This window comes from Clostridium ganghwense, from assembly GCF_026735165.1.
Classification (GTDB): Bacteria; Bacillota; Clostridia; order Clostridiales; family Clostridiaceae; genus Clostridium_H; species Clostridium_H ganghwense.
The window spans coordinates 442707-458409 of the sequence record NZ_JAPQES010000004.1; the positions used below are offsets into that span (position 1 = coordinate 442707).

Below are 15703 nucleotides of genomic sequence, written 5' to 3' on the forward strand. Positions count from 1 at the left end.
TTTGTGTTAATTTTACAAATAATAATATTAATTATATATTATTACCTATAATACTCACAATATTTACCTTAAGATATTTTTCTTAATCTCTCTTTCGTACTTGGTATTTTTTCTATTGATGAAGAATTAAAAGTAATTATAAATATGGATAATATAACAAAACACACTCCAATAATTTTTTTAACTCATTTAATCACCTAATATAAAATACTCCCGTTTTTAATCATACATTCTCGTACTTTTTTAACATCTACCTGCTTTGGCATTATGCCTTCTTTTATAGCTAATGCTGCTGCAAAACCTGCTGCAGAACCTTCTTCAAAACACTGAGCTACTACTCTAGCTGAAGCTAAAGCTTCATGTTCACATGAAACACATCTGCCTGCTGTCATAATACCTTCCACATTCTTTGGAAGCATTACTTCAAACGGAATTTCATAATAGTCATCATCTAGATTAACTACCTTTACTCCATCTGCTCCACCATGTATTTCTATTGGCCATGCACTACGTGCAATTGCTGTATCAAATTTTCGTGCATTAACTACATCTTCATTAGTTAATGTATATTCTCCTTCTATTGTACGCGATTGTCTAATTCCTATCTGCGGAGCATTATCAATAATATATGCATTTTCGAATCCTGGAATATAATCTTTTACAAATTTTTCGTACTCTCTAATTTGCTCTCTTCCAGCAAACTCACAGTAAGTTAAATCTTCTGTCTTTGTTGGATATAGTACTCTATTATCTGTTGCTATAATACTAGTTGCATTCATAATTGCCTGTTCTTTGCGTGGTGCTGGGAAAATAAATGGATGTTTACGGGGTAAATTATATTTTCCCGTTGTATCAGCTTCTTCAGCCTTTTCCCAAATATCTTCTAAAGAATATTTAGATGCCTTGTCCCAATTTACATTACCCATTCTGAAAGTCATAGTAGTAGATTGAATAACTCCATCTTTACCATAAACATATGGCGCTCCTGCTTTAGCCGCTACATCTCCATCACCTGTAGCATCTATGAATACTTTTCCCTTAATTGCACTACGTCCATCTTTATTTTCTATAACTACTCCAACAATCTTATTATCTTCCATAATTACATCAACAAAAGATGTATGGAATAATACTTCAACATTAGCACCTTTAATTAATTCATCAGCGGTTTCCTTCCAAATAAATGGGTCATGTGGAGCTAAGGCAGTATGTCCAAATTTTACTGGTCCAATTAAGCCACCTTTTGCTCTTAATAAATCAGTAAATCTTCCTGCAAATCCTTGTACTATTTGTTCTACTTCCCCATTTTCTGTAGAACTATATAATCCTCCTATTGTAGCAGAAAATCCTGCAACATTTGCTCCTCCAAAGAAACCATATCTTTCTATAATTAAAGTTTTCATTCCTTGTTCAGCGGAGGTTACTGCAGCAGCAACTCCAGCTGGACCTCCCCCTACAACTACTACATCTATTTCTTTGATTATTGGAATTTCTTTTGTCATTTCTTTATAAATATTAAAATTCATGATATCCCTCCTTAGCAAATATTTTATAATACCATATTTTTATTTAATCTTTTTAAAAAGATTAAACATCCATTTTCCATAATTCTATTTATACTCAAATTTTTCTATTGTAATGTTCTCTATAGCATCCCAATCCATTCTCACACCTAATCCGTTCCCTTCTGGTGCATGTACATATCCATTTTCATCCGTTCTAATCACATCTAAAGCCCCTACTTCAAAAGGTTTATAAGGATACGCTTGTTCAAAATAAGTACAAGCATTTGTAGAAAGCATAATATGAAGGTTCGCTGCTTGAGTAAGAGTCATTCCCCATGACTGAATTTCTATTCTCATATTATTTGCTTCAGCAAGTGCAACAAGCTTTCTCATTGGAGTTATTCCTCCACAAACAGTAGTATCTACTCTAATATCCGTCCAAGCTCCTAGTTTAATTCCGTGTTGTATTTCAGCAAGTGATAAATAATGGTTTCCACCACATGATATAGGTATATTGGTTTTTTTCTTTAAGTTTACATATCCTTCTAAATCTGTATCAGGTAAAGGAGCTTCAAACCAATCCCAATCATATTCTTCTAAAAGCTTAGCCATTTTATAAGCTTCTTCTCTGCTATACTGCTGATCAGGATCGAAGCTGAACCTAATTCCAGAATCTCTGTATTTTTTTTGAATCTCCTTAACAAGTGGATAGTCATCCTTGAATACTGCATATGGATGAATCTTAATAGCTCTGAATCCCTCAGCAATGCATCTATCGATAAATTCCATATACTCTTGATTTGAATCTAAAAGTGGTGTGGAAGCATATGATAAAATCTTATCCCTAGCTCCTCCTAGCATCTGATATAAAGGCATTCCTGCATACTTAGCTCTTAAATCCCAAAGAGCAATATCAATTACTGACATAGCAGGCTTTGCAATTACAGTTGGTCTTTTACTCATCCAACTCCATATTTTTTCAGTATTAAGAGCTGACTTTCCAATTAAATTAGGAACATATAATCTTATAGTTTCACCAATTGATTTATCAAAATGATTTTCTGTATAAGTTATTGTTCCACCAATTCCTATATAGCCATCTTTTGTAGTAATCCTTACAATAGTGTTAGTTGTAAAAATTTCCTCCAAGTATTTTGCCCATCTAGGTCTCTCCTGTTTTTCATCTCCAGTAATAAAAACCTCAATTTTAGATATTTCTAATGGTTTCATATTTCCCCACCTCTTTTTACATATTTAAAAATATAGTAAACCTTTACATATCATTAAAATAAAATATATTAATAATAAACTTCAAACTTCAAACTTCCTCCAAACACTTTGTTGATATACAACTGATATATCAGTTGTATATCATGGGTATATTATAACCTCAACTCCACCTTTATTCAACACATTTTGTAATTTTTTTGCTTTCTTAAAATTTAATTTTATTATATATTATTTGAAAATACCTTATAAATTTATCACTTTTATAAAAAATAAAAGTATTGTAAGAAATTATATCTACAATACCTTTATTTATATATAAAATTCTAACTAGAATGTATGTTTACATTTTTCCTTGAAAATATACATCGAACTTTAATCTATTAAGCTTTGTAACACAATCTATCAAATAATCAGATTTTTCTGCTGCTAATTCTTCATTTCCAGATGCTATTGCTCTCATCAGATCACAATGCGCATAATTTATATCCTTAGTAAGCTCCGTATCTGCTTTATATTGCATATAATACAATCTTCTAGCCAACGCATGTAATGGTGCAACAGCACTAGATGCATATGGATTACGACCTGCGTCTGCCACTAATTCATTAAATTCATTATCTATTTTAATTGCTTCCATCTCATTATTTTCAATAGTAGCTTTTTCGTATTCATCAGCTAATTCTAAAAATCTGGTTCTTTCATCTGGTGTTGCAAATTTAGCTGCACGAGTAGCTATTAATCTTTCAAGTAATCTACATACCTCTATCTGTAGAAAGAAGTCTTCCGCTTTAAACTCTGTTATCATTATTCCTCTTCGAGGCATTATAGTAACTAAATGAGCTGCATCTAGTTTTTTAATCGCTTCTCTTACTGGCATTCTTCCTATTCCCAATAGCTCACTAAGTTCTTTTTCAGACCATAAACTTCCCGGTTTTAATTGAAGAGTTATAATCATCGTTTCTAACTTTTTATATGCTATATCTGAAAGACTTTCTGTATTTTTTTTACCTTCAAATTTCATTTATATTTTCCTTTCTATCTTTGTATTTATTATAAATTCTCTAACTAACATTTGCTACTATAGCTTGTGATATATTTGTAATATATCAACATAATCTAGTATATAATACCCTTTGTTATACTGTAAATATAACCATAAAATAAAATATTATTTCCTCAAATAAAAAAGAGATACATAAGCATCTCCTATAACTGTTCAATCTCTCTTCTCTCTTTCTTTTTGTTGCCTATCTTTTCTCTTCTTTTTTCAAGCTCTTCTCTTACTTTTTCTATACTAACTCCATTTTGAGCCATAAGAACTAAAAGGTGATATGTCAAATCACAAATCTCATTAGTAATTTCTTCATTATCTTTGTTTTTAGCTGCTATAATAACTTCTGTACTCTCTTCTCCAACTTTTTTCAAGATTTTATCTAAACCTTTTTCGAATAAATAATTAGTATAAGAACCTTCAACAGGATTTTCTTTTCTATCCTGTATAACACAATACAGCTCTTTAATAACATCCACTCTACTCATATACTATTCTCCTTTAATTTCTATTTTTCTATAAAAGCAGCTTCTATTTCCCGTATGGCATGCCGCTCCTATTTGATTAACTTTAATTAGTAAAGTATCACAATCACAGTCTATACTTATACTCTTAACAAATTGAAAATGTCCTGAAGTAGCACCTTTGTTCCAAAACTCATTTCTTGATCTACTCCAAAACCATGTAGTTCCACTCTCTATTGTTCTTTTAAGAGATTGCTCATTCATATAAGCCATCATAAGTACTTCTCCATTTTCATAATCTTGTACAATAGTAGGAACTAAACCATTACCTTTATCAAAGTTCACTTTCTTAATAAGTTCTTCCTTATTCATGAATTCACCACCTAATTACCTTAATAAACTTCTTTAAATTCTAACTTCTATTCCTTTTTTCCGTAGATAATTCTTAACTTCTCTTATCGTAAGCTCTTTAAAATGGAAAAGACTAGCTGCAAGTGCGGCATCTGCTTCACTTTTCTTGAACACTTCTGCAAAGTGCTCTATTTTTCCACAGCCCCCTGATGCTATTACAGGAATATCCACAGCTTTACACACAGCTTGTGTAAACTCAATATCATATCCCTTTTTTGTTCCATCTGCATTCATACTAGTTAACAATATTTCTCCTGCACCTAAAGCTTTTACTTTCCTAGCCCATTCTAAAGCATCCAGTCCTGTATCAATTCTTCCTCCATTTATATATACATTCCACCCCGATCCATCTTCTCTTCTTTTTCCATCAATAGCAACTACCACACATTGATTCCCAAACTTCTCTGCTGCTTTTTTTACTAATTTAGGCTCTCTTATAGCTGCTGAATTAACCGATACTTTATCAGCTCCAGCCCTTAATATTTCCTTAAAATCATCAAGAGTCTTAATTCCGCCACCTACTGTAAGAGGTATAAATACTTTTTCTGCTGTTCTTCTAACTACATCTATCATTGTAGCTCTTCCTTCATGAGTAGCAGTAATGTCTAGAAAAACTAGTTCATCTGCTCCTTCTTTATTATAAAATTCAGCTATTTCAACAGGATCTCCTACATCTTTTAGATTTATAAAATTAACTCCTTTAACTACCCTGCCCATATCTACATCCAGACAAGGAATTATTCTTTTAGTGAGCATATTATCACCTCTTATTCTTTACTCAAATCTACTGTTTCTTTTAAATCTATAGTCTTAGAATAAATTGCCTTTCCAATAATAACACCATATAAATTCAGCTCTTTAATCTTTTTTACATCATCAATATCTTTAATTCCACCTGAAGCTGTAATATCACATGTTACTCTTTCTTTCAGTTTTCTAAGCGCATCTAAATTAGGTCCTTTTAGTGTTCCATCACGACTTATATCTGTAAATATAATATTTTTAACTCCTATATCCTCCATCTTCATCGCAAAATCTATATAATTAACTTCACTTACATTAAGCCATCCATCTACTGCAACATATCCATTTTTAGCATCTATGCCTACTGCAATTTTTTCACTGTACTTTTTTACAGCCTCTTTAACAAACTCTGGATTATTTAATGCTGCTGTACCTAGGATTACTCTATCTATCCCTTTTTCTATGAGATAACCTATCGTTTGTAAATCTCTTACTCCTCCCCCAAGCTCAACTGGTACTTTTACTTCTTCTATAACCTTTGAAACTATATCTATATTTACTCCTTTTCCTTTAAGTGCTCCATCTAAATCTACCATGTGAATATATTCTGCTCCTGCTTCTTTAAAACTTCTAGCAGTATCTACAGCACTTTCTGCCACAACTTGTGACTTATTAAAATCTCCTTTATACAGTCTTACACATTTTCCGTCTCTTAAATCTATGGCAGGTAAAATTATCATTTTATCATCTCCCCAAAATTCTTTAGCATTTTTAATCCCACGTCACCACTCTTTTCTGGATGAAATTGCATACCATACACATTTCTTTTGCTAACAACCCCTGGAACTTTAACTCCATAATCTGCATAAGCATTCAATATTCCTTCTTCTCCTGTTACAGCATAGTATGAATGAACAAAATATACATAACTTCCTTCTTCAATTCCATTTAGTATAGGGCTTTCTTTTTCACTCTTCAAACTATTCCATCCCATATGAGGTATCTTTAAATCCACATTTAATTTTTCAACTCTTCCCTTTAAAAATCCAAGTCCCTTACTCAATCTTCCTTCATCACTTTCTTCAAATAATAGCTGCATACCAAGACAAATTCCAAGTAAGGGTTTTTCTTTTTCAACTGCTTGTATTAATACTTTATCTAAACCTGCTTCTTTAATATTATCTATAGCATCTGGAAAAGCTCCTACCCCTGGAAGTATAATTCCGTCACTATTTAATATAGTCTCTCTATCTGATGTTATAATTGAATTAAACTCTAGTAAATCTAAAGCATTTTCCACACTTTTCAAATTCCCCATTCCATAGTCTACAATTGCAATCATATAATCTCATCCTTTCAACATTAGCACTTATCCATCAGCTTTCATTTACTGACCATTATTGTGCTAAAGTAGTCCTTTCGTAGACATAACACCGCTTATCCTTTCATCAATACCTACAGCTTCTCTAATTGCTCTGCCCAATGCTTTAAATACAGCTTCTATCATATGGTGATTATTCTTACCGTATATAATTCTTGCATGAAGAGTTATACCAGCATTAAAAGCAAAAGCCCTTAAAAATTCTTCCACAAGTTCCGTATCCATCTTTCCTACTTTATCCACAGTAAATTCACATTTACACACAATATAAGGTCTTCCACTAATATCTAAAGATACGGAAGCTAAAGTTTCATCCATAGGTACAAAGGAAGTTCCATACCTCTTTATGCCTTTTTTCTCTCCTAAAGCTTTATTCATACACTGACCTAATACTATTCCTACATCTTCTACTGTATGGTGAGCATCTACTTCTAAATCTCCTTGAGCTTTTACTGCAATATCAAGTAGTCCGTGTTTTGTCATTAAATTTAGCATATGATCAAAAAAGCCTATTCCTGTACTAATATCATAATTTCCTTCACCATCTAAACATAAGCTTATTTCTATATCTGTTTCCCCAGTTCTTCGAACTACCTTTGCCTCCCTCTTCACCTTACTTACCCTCTTTCTTCTATTTCTTTAATCACAACTCTATTCTCTTCTCTAGTACCTGCTGTTATTCTTAAACAATTCTTTAGTCGTCCATCTTTAAACTTTCTAATTTTTATCCCTTTCTCTAGTAAATATCTATTTATCTCTTCAGCATTTTCACTTTCAAATAAAACAAAGTTAGCTTCTGTAGGATAAACCTTTAATCCGTCAATTTTACTCAGCACTTCATAAAGATAGTCTCTTTCTTGAATAATTCTATTAATACATTCCTTTATATATTTTTTATTCTTTAAAATAACTTCTCCAATAGTCTGACTTACAGAGTTAACATTAAAAGGTGGTTTAACCTTTTTTATCTCTTTCAACAAAAGCTTATTTGTTATTAAAAAACCAAGTCTAAGTGCAGCACTTCCTAATGCTTTGGAACAAGTTCTTAAAACTATTAAATTTTCATAGTTTGATATTTGATCTATTACTGTCTTTCCATAGAAATCAACATAAGCTTCATCTATAACAACTATACATTTGCACTTTTCTACTATTTTCAATATATCTTTTTTAGGTATTACTGCCCCAGTAGGATTATTAGGATTTGAAAGTATCAAAATCTTTGGTTTTTTATTATTAACTTTTTCAATTATAGAATCTACATCTAAATTAAAATTTTCATTTGAAGATAGAGTTATAACTTTTCCTCCTCTAACCTCTGTATAAACCTTATACATTGTAAAATCTGGATTTATTACAGCTATCTTATCATCCTTATTTAAAAATGCATTTACTATAATTTGTATAAGTTCATCTGAACCATTTCCCGCCATCATATACTCTTTACTTACACCACAATAATCACTATAAAAACTACATAATTTCTTAGAATCTGGATCAGGATATCTATTAAAATCAATATTTCTTACCGCTAAACATATCTTATTTTTTAATTCTTCACTAAAACCTATAAAGCTTTCATTTGCATCTAATCTAACCTTATAATTTTGTTCTCCCACTTCATAAGGTATAAAGTCTTTAATATCTTCTCTAAATAAGCTTTGAATCATTATTGAAACCTCACTTTAATTGAATTTGCATGTGCTGTAAGACCTTCTGTTTCTGCAATTGTAACAACTTCATCTTTAACTTTAGCTAAGCCTTGTTGTGAGTAATATATAAAGCTAGATTTTTTTATATAATCATCTACTGATAATGGTGAGAAAAATTTAGCGCTTCCGCTTGTTGGCAAAACATGATTTGGCCCTGCAATGTAATCTCCGAGAGGTTCTGGTGAATATTTTCCTAAGAATATTGAACCAGCATTTTTAATTTCTCCTAATAATAAAAATGGTTCATCTACCATGACTTCAAGATGTTCCGGTGCTATAATATTTGCCATTTCTATTGCTTCTTTTATATTATCTACAACTATAATACCTCCATAGTTCTTTAAAGATGATAATATAATATCTTTTCTCTCTAAGCACTGTACTTGTTTTTCTAGTTCCTCTTTAACCTTCTTCGCAAGCTCTTGAGATGTAGTAACTAGAATAGAAGAGGCAAGAATATCATGCTCTGCTTGTGACATTAAATCTGCTGCAATATATTTTGCATCTCCTGTTTTATCTGCTATAACTAATATTTCAGATGGTCCTGCTATCATATCTATATCAACAAATCCATAAACACTTCTCTTTGCCATTGCTACATATATGTTTCCAGGTCCTACAATCTTATCAACTTTAGGAATAGATTCTGTCCCATATGCAAGTGCAGCAACTGCCTGTGCTCCTCCTGCTTTATAAATCTCATCAACTTTAGCTATATCTGCTGCCACTAAAATATTAGGATTTATACTTCCATCCTCTGAAGGAGGGGTTACCATTACAACTTTCCTAACTCCCGCTACTTTTGCTGGAATTGTATTCATAAGTACAGACGAAGGATATGCAGCCGTTCCCCCTGGCACATAAATTCCTACACTTTCTAATGCTCTTACTTGTTGTCCAAGAATTATTCCATCCTCCTTTGTTGTCATCCATGCCTTTTGCTTCTGCTTTTCATGGTAAAACCATATATTTTCTTTAGCTAACTTAATAGCATCTATAAATTTTTTATCCACAACTTCATATGCTTTTTTAATTTCATCCACAGTTACTTTGACATTTTGTGAATTAATATTTTCACTATCAAACTTATTAGTATATTTAATTAAAGCAATGTCCCCATTTTGCCTTACATCATCTAATATATTTTCTACTGAGATAATAACATCTCTTTGAACAGCTTCTGCTCTATTTTTTAAGTTTTCAACATAATAGCTTTTATTATTCTCATCTAATCTAACTATATCAATCATTTCAATAGCACCCCTTTTTAGCTTTTCCTTCTAATTTATAAGTTCATAACTTAAATTTACTTGTTAATAATTTTGCTAGTTTCCTCTATTATTTTCATAACCTCTTCTCTTTTAGTTTTCATACTTGCTTTATTTACTATCATTCTTGCACTTATATCACATATTTCTTCTATAATAACTAATCCATTTTCTTTTAGTGTTGACCCAGTTTCAACAATATCAACTATAGCATCTGCAAGTCCTACTATAGGTGCCAATTCTACTGAACCTTCTATTTTTATAAGTTCAATATCCTGCTCTTTTCTTCTAAAAAATTCTCTTGCTACATTAGGATATTTTGTTGCTATTTTCTTTCTACTATATCCTTCATCCATTTTAAAGCCTTTAAGAGCTGCAAGAGCAAATCTGCATTTACCAATTTCTAAATCTAGCACCTCATAAAATTCTTTATTTTTTTCAAGTAAAGTATCCTTTCCTACAATACCAATATCAGCAGCCCCATACTCTACATAGGTTGTAACATCAGGTGCCTTCACAAGGAAAAAGTCTATATTATATAAATCATTTTCACAATGAAAAATAAGCTTTCTACCTTTATCTTCAAGTTCTTTTGTATCTACACCCATGGATTCAAAGATTTTAACTGCAGCCTTCTCCAATCTTCCCTTTGTCAATGCTATCTTTATATTCTTCACATCACACACCCCGCTTTTTATTAAGCCCTAATTAAGCATCTTAATAAACTTCTCAAACCCTACTATCATATATTCACCTGTGTCTACTCTAAAAACTTTTATATTTTTTTCATCAATAATACTTATCATCTTATCCATTTCACTATTTCTTGCATATTCTAAAGATTCTTCTTCATCTTTATATAAACTAAGTTGACATATCATGTTTTTACTATGAATAATATCCATCAATTTATAAGCATCTTGTAAAAAATTTTCTCTATAGAATATCAAAACCTTTTTATAAGCCCTTATCTTAAATTTACCTTGCTTTTTAAGTGCTACCATTGTGTTATCAACATTGATAGCAAAACCTGTAGCTGGAAGCTTAGGGCCAAATTCTTCTATCAAATTATCATATCTACCACCACTTAAGATGTATTCTCCAACTTCATCTACATAAGCTTTAAAAATTATACCCGTATAATAATCAATATTCTGAACCATTCCTAAGTCAATTGATATATACGAGCTTAGTCCTATTTTCTCAATAATTTTATAGATATCATAAATATTGTCTAACGCTTCTAATGCTTTACAATTTCTAGTAAGACTTCTTGCCTTATTAATAATATTTATGTCTCCAAATAATTGTGGAAGCTTTTCTAAAATATCTATATTTTCTTTATAAACATAAGCTTCTTTATCTCTTAAAAAATTGCCAAGTGAAATATAATTCTTGTTTTCAATTAATCTTCTAAGCTTTTCCGCCTCTTCATCATTTATCTGTATTTCTTCTATTAGAGCTTTGAAAAAATTTGCTTGCCCTAACTCTACTTTAAAATTTTTAATTCCTAACTCTTTAAGGGATTTTATTGCCGTTATTATGATTTCAGCATCAGCCTTTAGATTATTAGTTCCTATAATTTCTACTCCTGATTGAGTAATTTCGCTCATTTTTCCGTTCAAATTTTCATTAATTCTAAAAATATTTGAAGTATAAGAAAGTTTTAATGGGTAAGTCGTATCTTTGATTTTTGTTGATGTGATCCTAGCTATTGGAGTTGTCATATCTGGTCGTAACACTAATATTCTTCCTGTATTATCAAATAGTTTATACATTTTTTCTTGAGAAATAGGCTGATTTTCAGAATTAAAAACATCATAAAACTCTAAAGTAGGAGAAATTATTTCTGAAAATCCACTAAATTTATAAATTTTTCTTAGCTTTTCTTCTATAAATAATTTAGTACTGCATTCATCAAATAATATATCTTTCATTCCTTCTGGTATATATCTCTTCCATTTACTCATCGCATACACCCTTCACTTCATTGATTTAACACTTTAATTCATTAAATTATTTATATAAATAATATCATTCGCTTATTACTATTGTCAACATAAAAAGAAAATAAAATCCTAATAAAATTTATAGGACTTTATTTTCTTTTTGTTATATATATTTTTTTACTTTAATACATTATCATTAAATATTTCCTTTAATTTTTGGTTTTGTTCATAAGTTTGAGCAACCGAATGAAGGGTTGGAATCTGTCCAGCATTTTCTTGTAAAGTCTCTCCATATTGTACTGCATTTGCTTCCTCATTTTGATAAAAGTGAGGAATATTTATTGAACTACCTTTTGTGTCTTGAGGCTGAGATGCATAATTTGCCATTTTCCTTTCCTCCTTTAGAGTTAATAATAAAATTGTTATCTTCTAACATGTTGTATATAATGTCTGAATTTTTTATGCTTTTATTACTTAATGTTATTGTGAATGTGTCATCTAACCCTACTATTCCTAGATAATCATGTATTTTACTATAATCACTTAAATTAATATCCTCCACAATATCTAAGTGGTACTCTGACATAATAACCTCCCTTTCGGTTTATTTATATTTATTTTTTGCACTTTTGCTTAAAATATTCATTAGTATACATAGACTTCTATTAAACAATAATTATAATTAATTAAATAACATTTTTAATAATTGATATTTCAAACTATTAATGTTACACTATTGGTAAATATTACTATATAGATTGGAGGAAATATTACTATATAGATTGGAGGAAATATAAAATGAAAAGTTTAAAAAATACCAAAACTGCTAAAAACCTAATGAAAGCTTTTGCTGGGGAATGTCAAGCAAGAACTAGATATGATTATTATGCATCTCAAGCAAAAAAAGATGGTTATGTTCAAATATCCGATATTTTTTCTGAAACAGCCAGAAATGAAAAGGAACATGCTAAAAGATTTTTTAAATTTTTAAAGGAAGATTTAAATGGGGAAGCATTAGAAATTACAGCTTCATATCCAGTTCAACTTGGTGATACAAAGTCCAATTTACGTGCTGCTGCTGGTGGTGAAAATGAAGAATGGACAGACTTATATCCAGCATTTGCAAAGATTGCCGAACAAGAAGGTTTTTCAGAAATAGCTGCTGTATTTATAAATATTGCTAAAGTAGAAGAAAGACATGAATTAAGATATAAAAAACTACTAGAAAACATAGAAAATGATAGTGTATTCAAAAAAGAAGCTAAAACTTTATGGAAATGTGGCAACTGTGGATATATCCATGAAGGAACTGAAGCTCCTAAAGTTTGTCCTGCCTGTGCTCATCCTCAAAGCTACTTTGAATTATTTATTGAAAATTATTAATAAAAAACTCTGACTTTTTAAAAAGTCAGAGTTTTTTATTATAACTAAATTTTATTTGTTAACTTCACTAATTATTTTTTGAGCTTCGTTAGGAGGTACTTCTTCATACCTTTCAACTCTCATTTCAAAACTACCTCTAGCACCAGTCATTGATTTTAAATCTGTAGCATATTTAAACATTTCTACCATTGGAACTTCTGCTATAACATTTTGACCATCCTTAACTGGTTCCATTCCTAGAACTCTACCTCTCTTTTTATTTATATCTCCTATTATATCCCCCATATACTCATCAGGAATTTGTATTTCAACATGCATAATTGGTTCTAATAAAACGGACTCAGCCATTTCCATTCCCTTTTTAAATGCCAAGGAAGCTGCCACCTTAAAAGCCATTTCTGAAGAATCTACTGGATGATATGACCCATCATGAAGTGTTGCCTTTAGTCCTATAACTGGATATCCAGCTAAAACCCCATGATGCATACATTCTCTTAATCCTTTTTCTACCGCTGGTATATATTGTCTAGGTACAACCCCTCCAACTATTTTATCTACAAAAAGTAAATCATTTTCTCCATCATTTCTTGGCTCAAACTTTATTTTTACATCTCCGTATTGACCATGTCCTCCACTTTGTTTTTTATGCTTCCCTTGAACATCTGATTGTTTTTTTATTGTTTCTCTATAAGGTACTTTGGGAATCTGAAGTGCTACTTCAACACCAAATTTATTTTTTAATTTATTTGCAATTATTTCGAGATGTGTAGCACCCATTCCTGAAATAATAGTATCAGCATTTTCCTTATCCCTATTAACTTTAAAAGTAGGATCTTCATCTAAAAGTTTACTTAATCCTGAAGATATTTTATCCTCATCTCCTTTTGATTTAGTAACTACCGCCATGGACATTGAAGGCTTTGGAAATTTAATTTCTTCGAAAGCTACAGGAGCTGACATCTCACACAATGTATCACCTGTGCAAGTATATTGTAATTTTGAAACAGCACCAATATCTCCTGCTACTATTTCTGAAGTAGATATTTGTTCCTTACCCTTTAAGAAATACATTGAACCAATTTTCTCTTGTTTTTCTTTGTTAGCATTATATATTACACTATCAGCTTTAATCTTTCCTGTCATAACCCTAAACATAGATAACTTACCAACAAAAGGATCAGCTACTGTTTTAAATACAAAAGCTGAAAACTTAGATTTTTCATCTACCTTTAATTCTATTTCTTTTTTGTTTTGTAAATCTATAGCTTTTATAGGCTTTGCATCATTTGGTGATGGGAAACATTCTAATATATCTTCTAAAAATGTTTCTAAACCTATTCCAAGGTAAGCAGAACCACACATTACAGGTGCAATATCACCTTCTTCTGCTCCTCTTATTAATCCTTCATATATTTCCTCATCACCTAATTCACCATCTGCAAAATATTTTTCTAATAGAACTTCATCAGTTTCTGCAACAGCCTCCATTATCATATTTTTACACTCATCAACTTTTTCTAATAACTCTTTTGGAATTTCATCTTCTTCCATTTGATGAGTTTTAGGATTGAATATTCTTGCTTTCTTAGAAATAACATTTACTACTCCTCGGAAATCATTTTCTTTCCCTATAGGATATTGAATCGGTACTACTGAAATTCCAAATTGCTCTTTCAATTGCGATAATACTTTATCAAAATTACTATTTTCTCTATCTAATTTATTTATAAAAAATGCCTTAGGCATATTATGTTCATTTACATATTTCCATGCTTTTTCTGTACCAACTTGTATTCCTGATTTTCCTGATACGGCAATTATTGACATATCAACTGCACTTAATCCCTCAACCATTTCTCCTATAAAATCAAAATATCCAGGTATATCAACCATATTAATTTTTATGTCATTCCATTCACACGGTAATATTGTTGTAGATATAGAAATTTTTCTCTTCTTTTCTTCTGAATCGTAATCACTAATTGTAGTTCCTTCTTCAACTTTTCCAAATCTGTCACTATTCTTTGTATAATACAATAATGCCTCTGTAAGTGTAGTTTTTCCTGCACCACTATGTCCTATAAAGCCTATGTTTCTTAAATTTTGGGTCCTGTATTTTTTCATAATAATTCCCCCTTATTTTGTATAACTTTATTGGTTTTTATTGGTTAATAAATATATTCTATTTTAAATTTAAAATTCCTCTTGATTAAGCTAAATATTCAGAATTATTTGACTTAACCAGCTATTTTTATCTCATATGTATATATTACTCATATACTACCAATCTTATTCATGCAAATAAAAAATCACCTTGTACTTTAAATAAGTACAAGGTGATTTTTTTATTATTCAATATTTAATAATCCAATAATTTACTCAAAAAATAAAAATGGCTCCGCGAAAAGGATTCGAACCTTCAACCTATCGGTTAACAGCCGAGTGCTCCACCGTTGAGCTATCGCGGAATATTTACCTGGCGGCGACCTACTCTTCCACACCGTCTCCAGTGCAGTACCATCGGCGCTTTGAAGCTTAACCTTCGTGTTCGGTATGGGAACGGGTGTTACCTTCAAGCCATAACCACCAGATGCTATAGTTCTTG

At 30.9% G+C, this 15703-nt stretch carries 16 protein-coding genes, 1 tRNA gene and 1 rRNA gene; 1 reads left to right on the forward strand and 17 read right to left on the reverse strand.

From position 1 onward, the window contains the following. Positions 1 to 197: 197 nt before the first annotated feature. The 14 genes from OXH55_RS13370 to OXH55_RS13435 all read right to left on the reverse strand — a co-directional run bounded on the left by OXH55_RS13370 (position 198) and on the right by OXH55_RS13435 (position 12102). A complete protein-coding gene (locus OXH55_RS13370) occupies positions 198 to 1526 on the reverse strand; it encodes an FAD-dependent oxidoreductase (RefSeq protein WP_272509063.1) in 1329 nt (442 codons plus the stop codon). An 84-nt stretch (positions 1527 to 1610) separates the two neighbouring features. Then, complete coding sequence (locus tag OXH55_RS13375; RefSeq protein WP_268050478.1) at positions 1611 to 2735, reverse strand: mandelate racemase/muconate lactonizing enzyme family protein; 1125 nt, start codon at positions 2733 to 2735, stop codon at positions 1611 to 1613. Positions 2736 to 3075: 340 nt separating this feature from the next. Next, positions 3076 to 3756, reverse strand: a complete 681-nt coding sequence (locus tag OXH55_RS13380) for a GntR family transcriptional regulator (protein WP_268050479.1) — start codon at positions 3754 to 3756, stop codon at positions 3076 to 3078. Positions 3757 to 3941: 185 nt separating this feature from the next. Next, positions 3942 to 4274: a phosphoribosyl-ATP diphosphatase gene (gene hisE / locus OXH55_RS13385; protein ID WP_268050480.1), complete on the reverse strand. Its 333-nt coding sequence runs from the start codon at positions 4272 to 4274 to the stop codon at positions 3942 to 3944. A 3-nt stretch (positions 4275 to 4277) separates the two neighbouring features. Continuing rightward, positions 4278 to 4622, reverse strand: a complete 345-nt coding sequence (gene hisI, locus OXH55_RS13390; RefSeq protein WP_268050481.1) for a phosphoribosyl-AMP cyclohydrolase — start codon at positions 4620 to 4622, stop codon at positions 4278 to 4280. Positions 4623 to 4655: 33 nt separating this feature from the next. Then, positions 4656 to 5417, reverse strand: coding sequence for an imidazole glycerol phosphate synthase subunit HisF (gene hisF, locus OXH55_RS13395; RefSeq protein ID WP_268050482.1), 762 nt, complete (start codon positions 5415 to 5417; stop codon positions 4656 to 4658). A gap of 11 nt (positions 5418 to 5428) precedes the next feature. After that, positions 5429 to 6145 carry a 1-(5-phosphoribosyl)-5-[(5-phosphoribosylamino)methylideneamino]imidazole-4-carboxamide isomerase gene (gene hisA, locus OXH55_RS13400; RefSeq protein WP_268050483.1) on the reverse strand — a complete coding sequence of 239 codons (717 nt, stop codon included), beginning with the start codon at positions 6143 to 6145 and terminating at the stop codon, positions 5429 to 5431. Beyond that, a complete protein-coding gene (hisH, locus tag OXH55_RS13405) occupies positions 6142 to 6747 on the reverse strand; it encodes an imidazole glycerol phosphate synthase subunit HisH (RefSeq protein WP_268050484.1) in 606 nt (201 codons plus the stop codon). The genes hisA and hisH overlap by 4 nt, the downstream gene beginning before the upstream one ends. A gap of 63 nt (positions 6748 to 6810) precedes the next feature. After that, complete coding sequence (gene hisB, locus OXH55_RS13410) at positions 6811 to 7398, reverse strand: imidazoleglycerol-phosphate dehydratase HisB (RefSeq protein WP_268050485.1); 588 nt, start codon at positions 7396 to 7398, stop codon at positions 6811 to 6813. A 5-nt stretch (positions 7399 to 7403) separates the two neighbouring features. Continuing rightward, complete coding sequence (gene hisC / locus OXH55_RS13415) at positions 7404 to 8456, reverse strand: histidinol-phosphate transaminase (protein ID WP_268050486.1); 1053 nt, start codon at positions 8454 to 8456, stop codon at positions 7404 to 7406. Then, positions 8456 to 9748, reverse strand: coding sequence for a histidinol dehydrogenase (hisD, locus tag OXH55_RS13420; protein WP_268050487.1), 1293 nt, complete (start codon positions 9746 to 9748; stop codon positions 8456 to 8458). Before hisD ends, hisC begins: the two co-directional genes overlap by 1 nt. A gap of 56 nt (positions 9749 to 9804) precedes the next feature. Continuing rightward, the gene (hisG, locus tag OXH55_RS13425; RefSeq protein WP_418921841.1) at positions 9805 to 10443 is read right to left on the reverse strand and encodes an ATP phosphoribosyltransferase; all 639 of its coding nucleotides are present in this window, start codon (positions 10441 to 10443) and stop codon (positions 9805 to 9807) included. A 27-nt stretch (positions 10444 to 10470) separates the two neighbouring features. Continuing rightward, positions 10471 to 11736, reverse strand: a complete 1266-nt coding sequence (locus OXH55_RS13430; protein ID WP_268050489.1) for an ATP phosphoribosyltransferase regulatory subunit — start codon at positions 11734 to 11736, stop codon at positions 10471 to 10473. Positions 11737 to 11892: 156 nt separating this feature from the next. Continuing rightward, positions 11893 to 12102: a hypothetical protein gene (locus OXH55_RS13435; protein ID WP_268050490.1), complete on the reverse strand. Its 210-nt coding sequence runs from the start codon at positions 12100 to 12102 to the stop codon at positions 11893 to 11895. A gap of 411 nt (positions 12103 to 12513) precedes the next feature. Between OXH55_RS13435 and rbr the strand changes: the two genes are divergently transcribed. Further along, positions 12514 to 13098: a rubrerythrin gene (gene rbr / locus OXH55_RS13440; protein ID WP_268050491.1), complete on the forward strand. Its 585-nt coding sequence runs from the start codon at positions 12514 to 12516 to the stop codon at positions 13096 to 13098. A gap of 51 nt (positions 13099 to 13149) precedes the next feature. On the opposite strand, the gene fusA is transcribed toward rbr, so the two are convergent. From fusA to rrf, 3 genes are all read right to left on the reverse strand, one after another. After that, on the reverse strand, positions 13150 to 15222 hold the full coding sequence (gene fusA / locus OXH55_RS13445; RefSeq protein ID WP_268050492.1) for an elongation factor G: 2073 nt from the start codon (positions 15220 to 15222) through the stop codon (positions 13150 to 13152). Between the two features lie 269 nt (positions 15223 to 15491). Beyond that, positions 15492 to 15566 (reverse strand) — tRNA-Asn (locus OXH55_RS13450). A 6-nt stretch (positions 15567 to 15572) separates the two neighbouring features. Next, positions 15573 to 15689 (reverse strand): 5S ribosomal RNA (gene rrf, locus OXH55_RS13455). Positions 15690 to 15703 lie beyond the last annotated feature (14 nt).

Bases quoted from the DNA above. Each gene is read 5' to 3' on its own strand.
- OXH55_RS13370 (WP_272509063.1), bottom strand. From the start codon at position 1,526: ATGAATTTTAATATTTATAAAGAAATGACAAAAGAAATTCCAATAATC.
- OXH55_RS13375 (WP_268050478.1), bottom strand. From the start codon at position 2,735: ATGAAACCATTAGAAATATCTAAAATTGAGGTTTTTATTACTGGAGAT.
- OXH55_RS13380 (WP_268050479.1), bottom strand. From the start codon at position 3,756: ATGAAATTTGAAGGTAAAAAAAATACAGAAAGTCTTTCAGATATAGCA.
- hisE (WP_268050480.1), bottom strand. From the start codon at position 4,274: ATGAGTAGAGTGGATGTTATTAAAGAGCTGTATTGTGTTATACAGGAT.
- hisI (WP_268050481.1), bottom strand. From the start codon at position 4,622: ATGAATAAGGAAGAACTTATTAAGAAAGTGAACTTTGATAAAGGTAAT.
- hisF (WP_268050482.1), bottom strand. From the start codon at position 5,417: ATGCTCACTAAAAGAATAATTCCTTGTCTGGATGTAGATATGGGCAGG.
- hisA (WP_268050483.1), bottom strand. From the start codon at position 6,145: ATGATAATTTTACCTGCCATAGATTTAAGAGACGGAAAATGTGTAAGA.
- hisH (WP_268050484.1), bottom strand. From the start codon at position 6,747: ATGATTGCAATTGTAGACTATGGAATGGGGAATTTGAAAAGTGTGGAA.
- hisC (WP_268050486.1), bottom strand. From the start codon at position 8,456: ATGATTCAAAGCTTATTTAGAGAAGATATTAAAGACTTTATACCTTAT.
- hisD (WP_268050487.1), bottom strand. From the start codon at position 9,748: ATGATTGATATAGTTAGATTAGATGAGAATAATAAAAGCTATTATGTT.
- OXH55_RS13430 (WP_268050489.1), bottom strand. From the start codon at position 11,736: ATGAGTAAATGGAAGAGATATATACCAGAAGGAATGAAAGATATATTA.
- OXH55_RS13435 (WP_268050490.1), bottom strand. From the start codon at position 12,102: ATGGCAAATTATGCATCTCAGCCTCAAGACACAAAAGGTAGTTCAATA.
- rbr (WP_268050491.1), top strand. From the start codon at position 12,514: ATGAAAAGTTTAAAAAATACCAAAACTGCTAAAAACCTAATGAAAGCT.
- fusA (WP_268050492.1), bottom strand. From the start codon at position 15,222: ATGAAAAAATACAGGACCCAAAATTTAAGAAACATAGGCTTTATAGGA.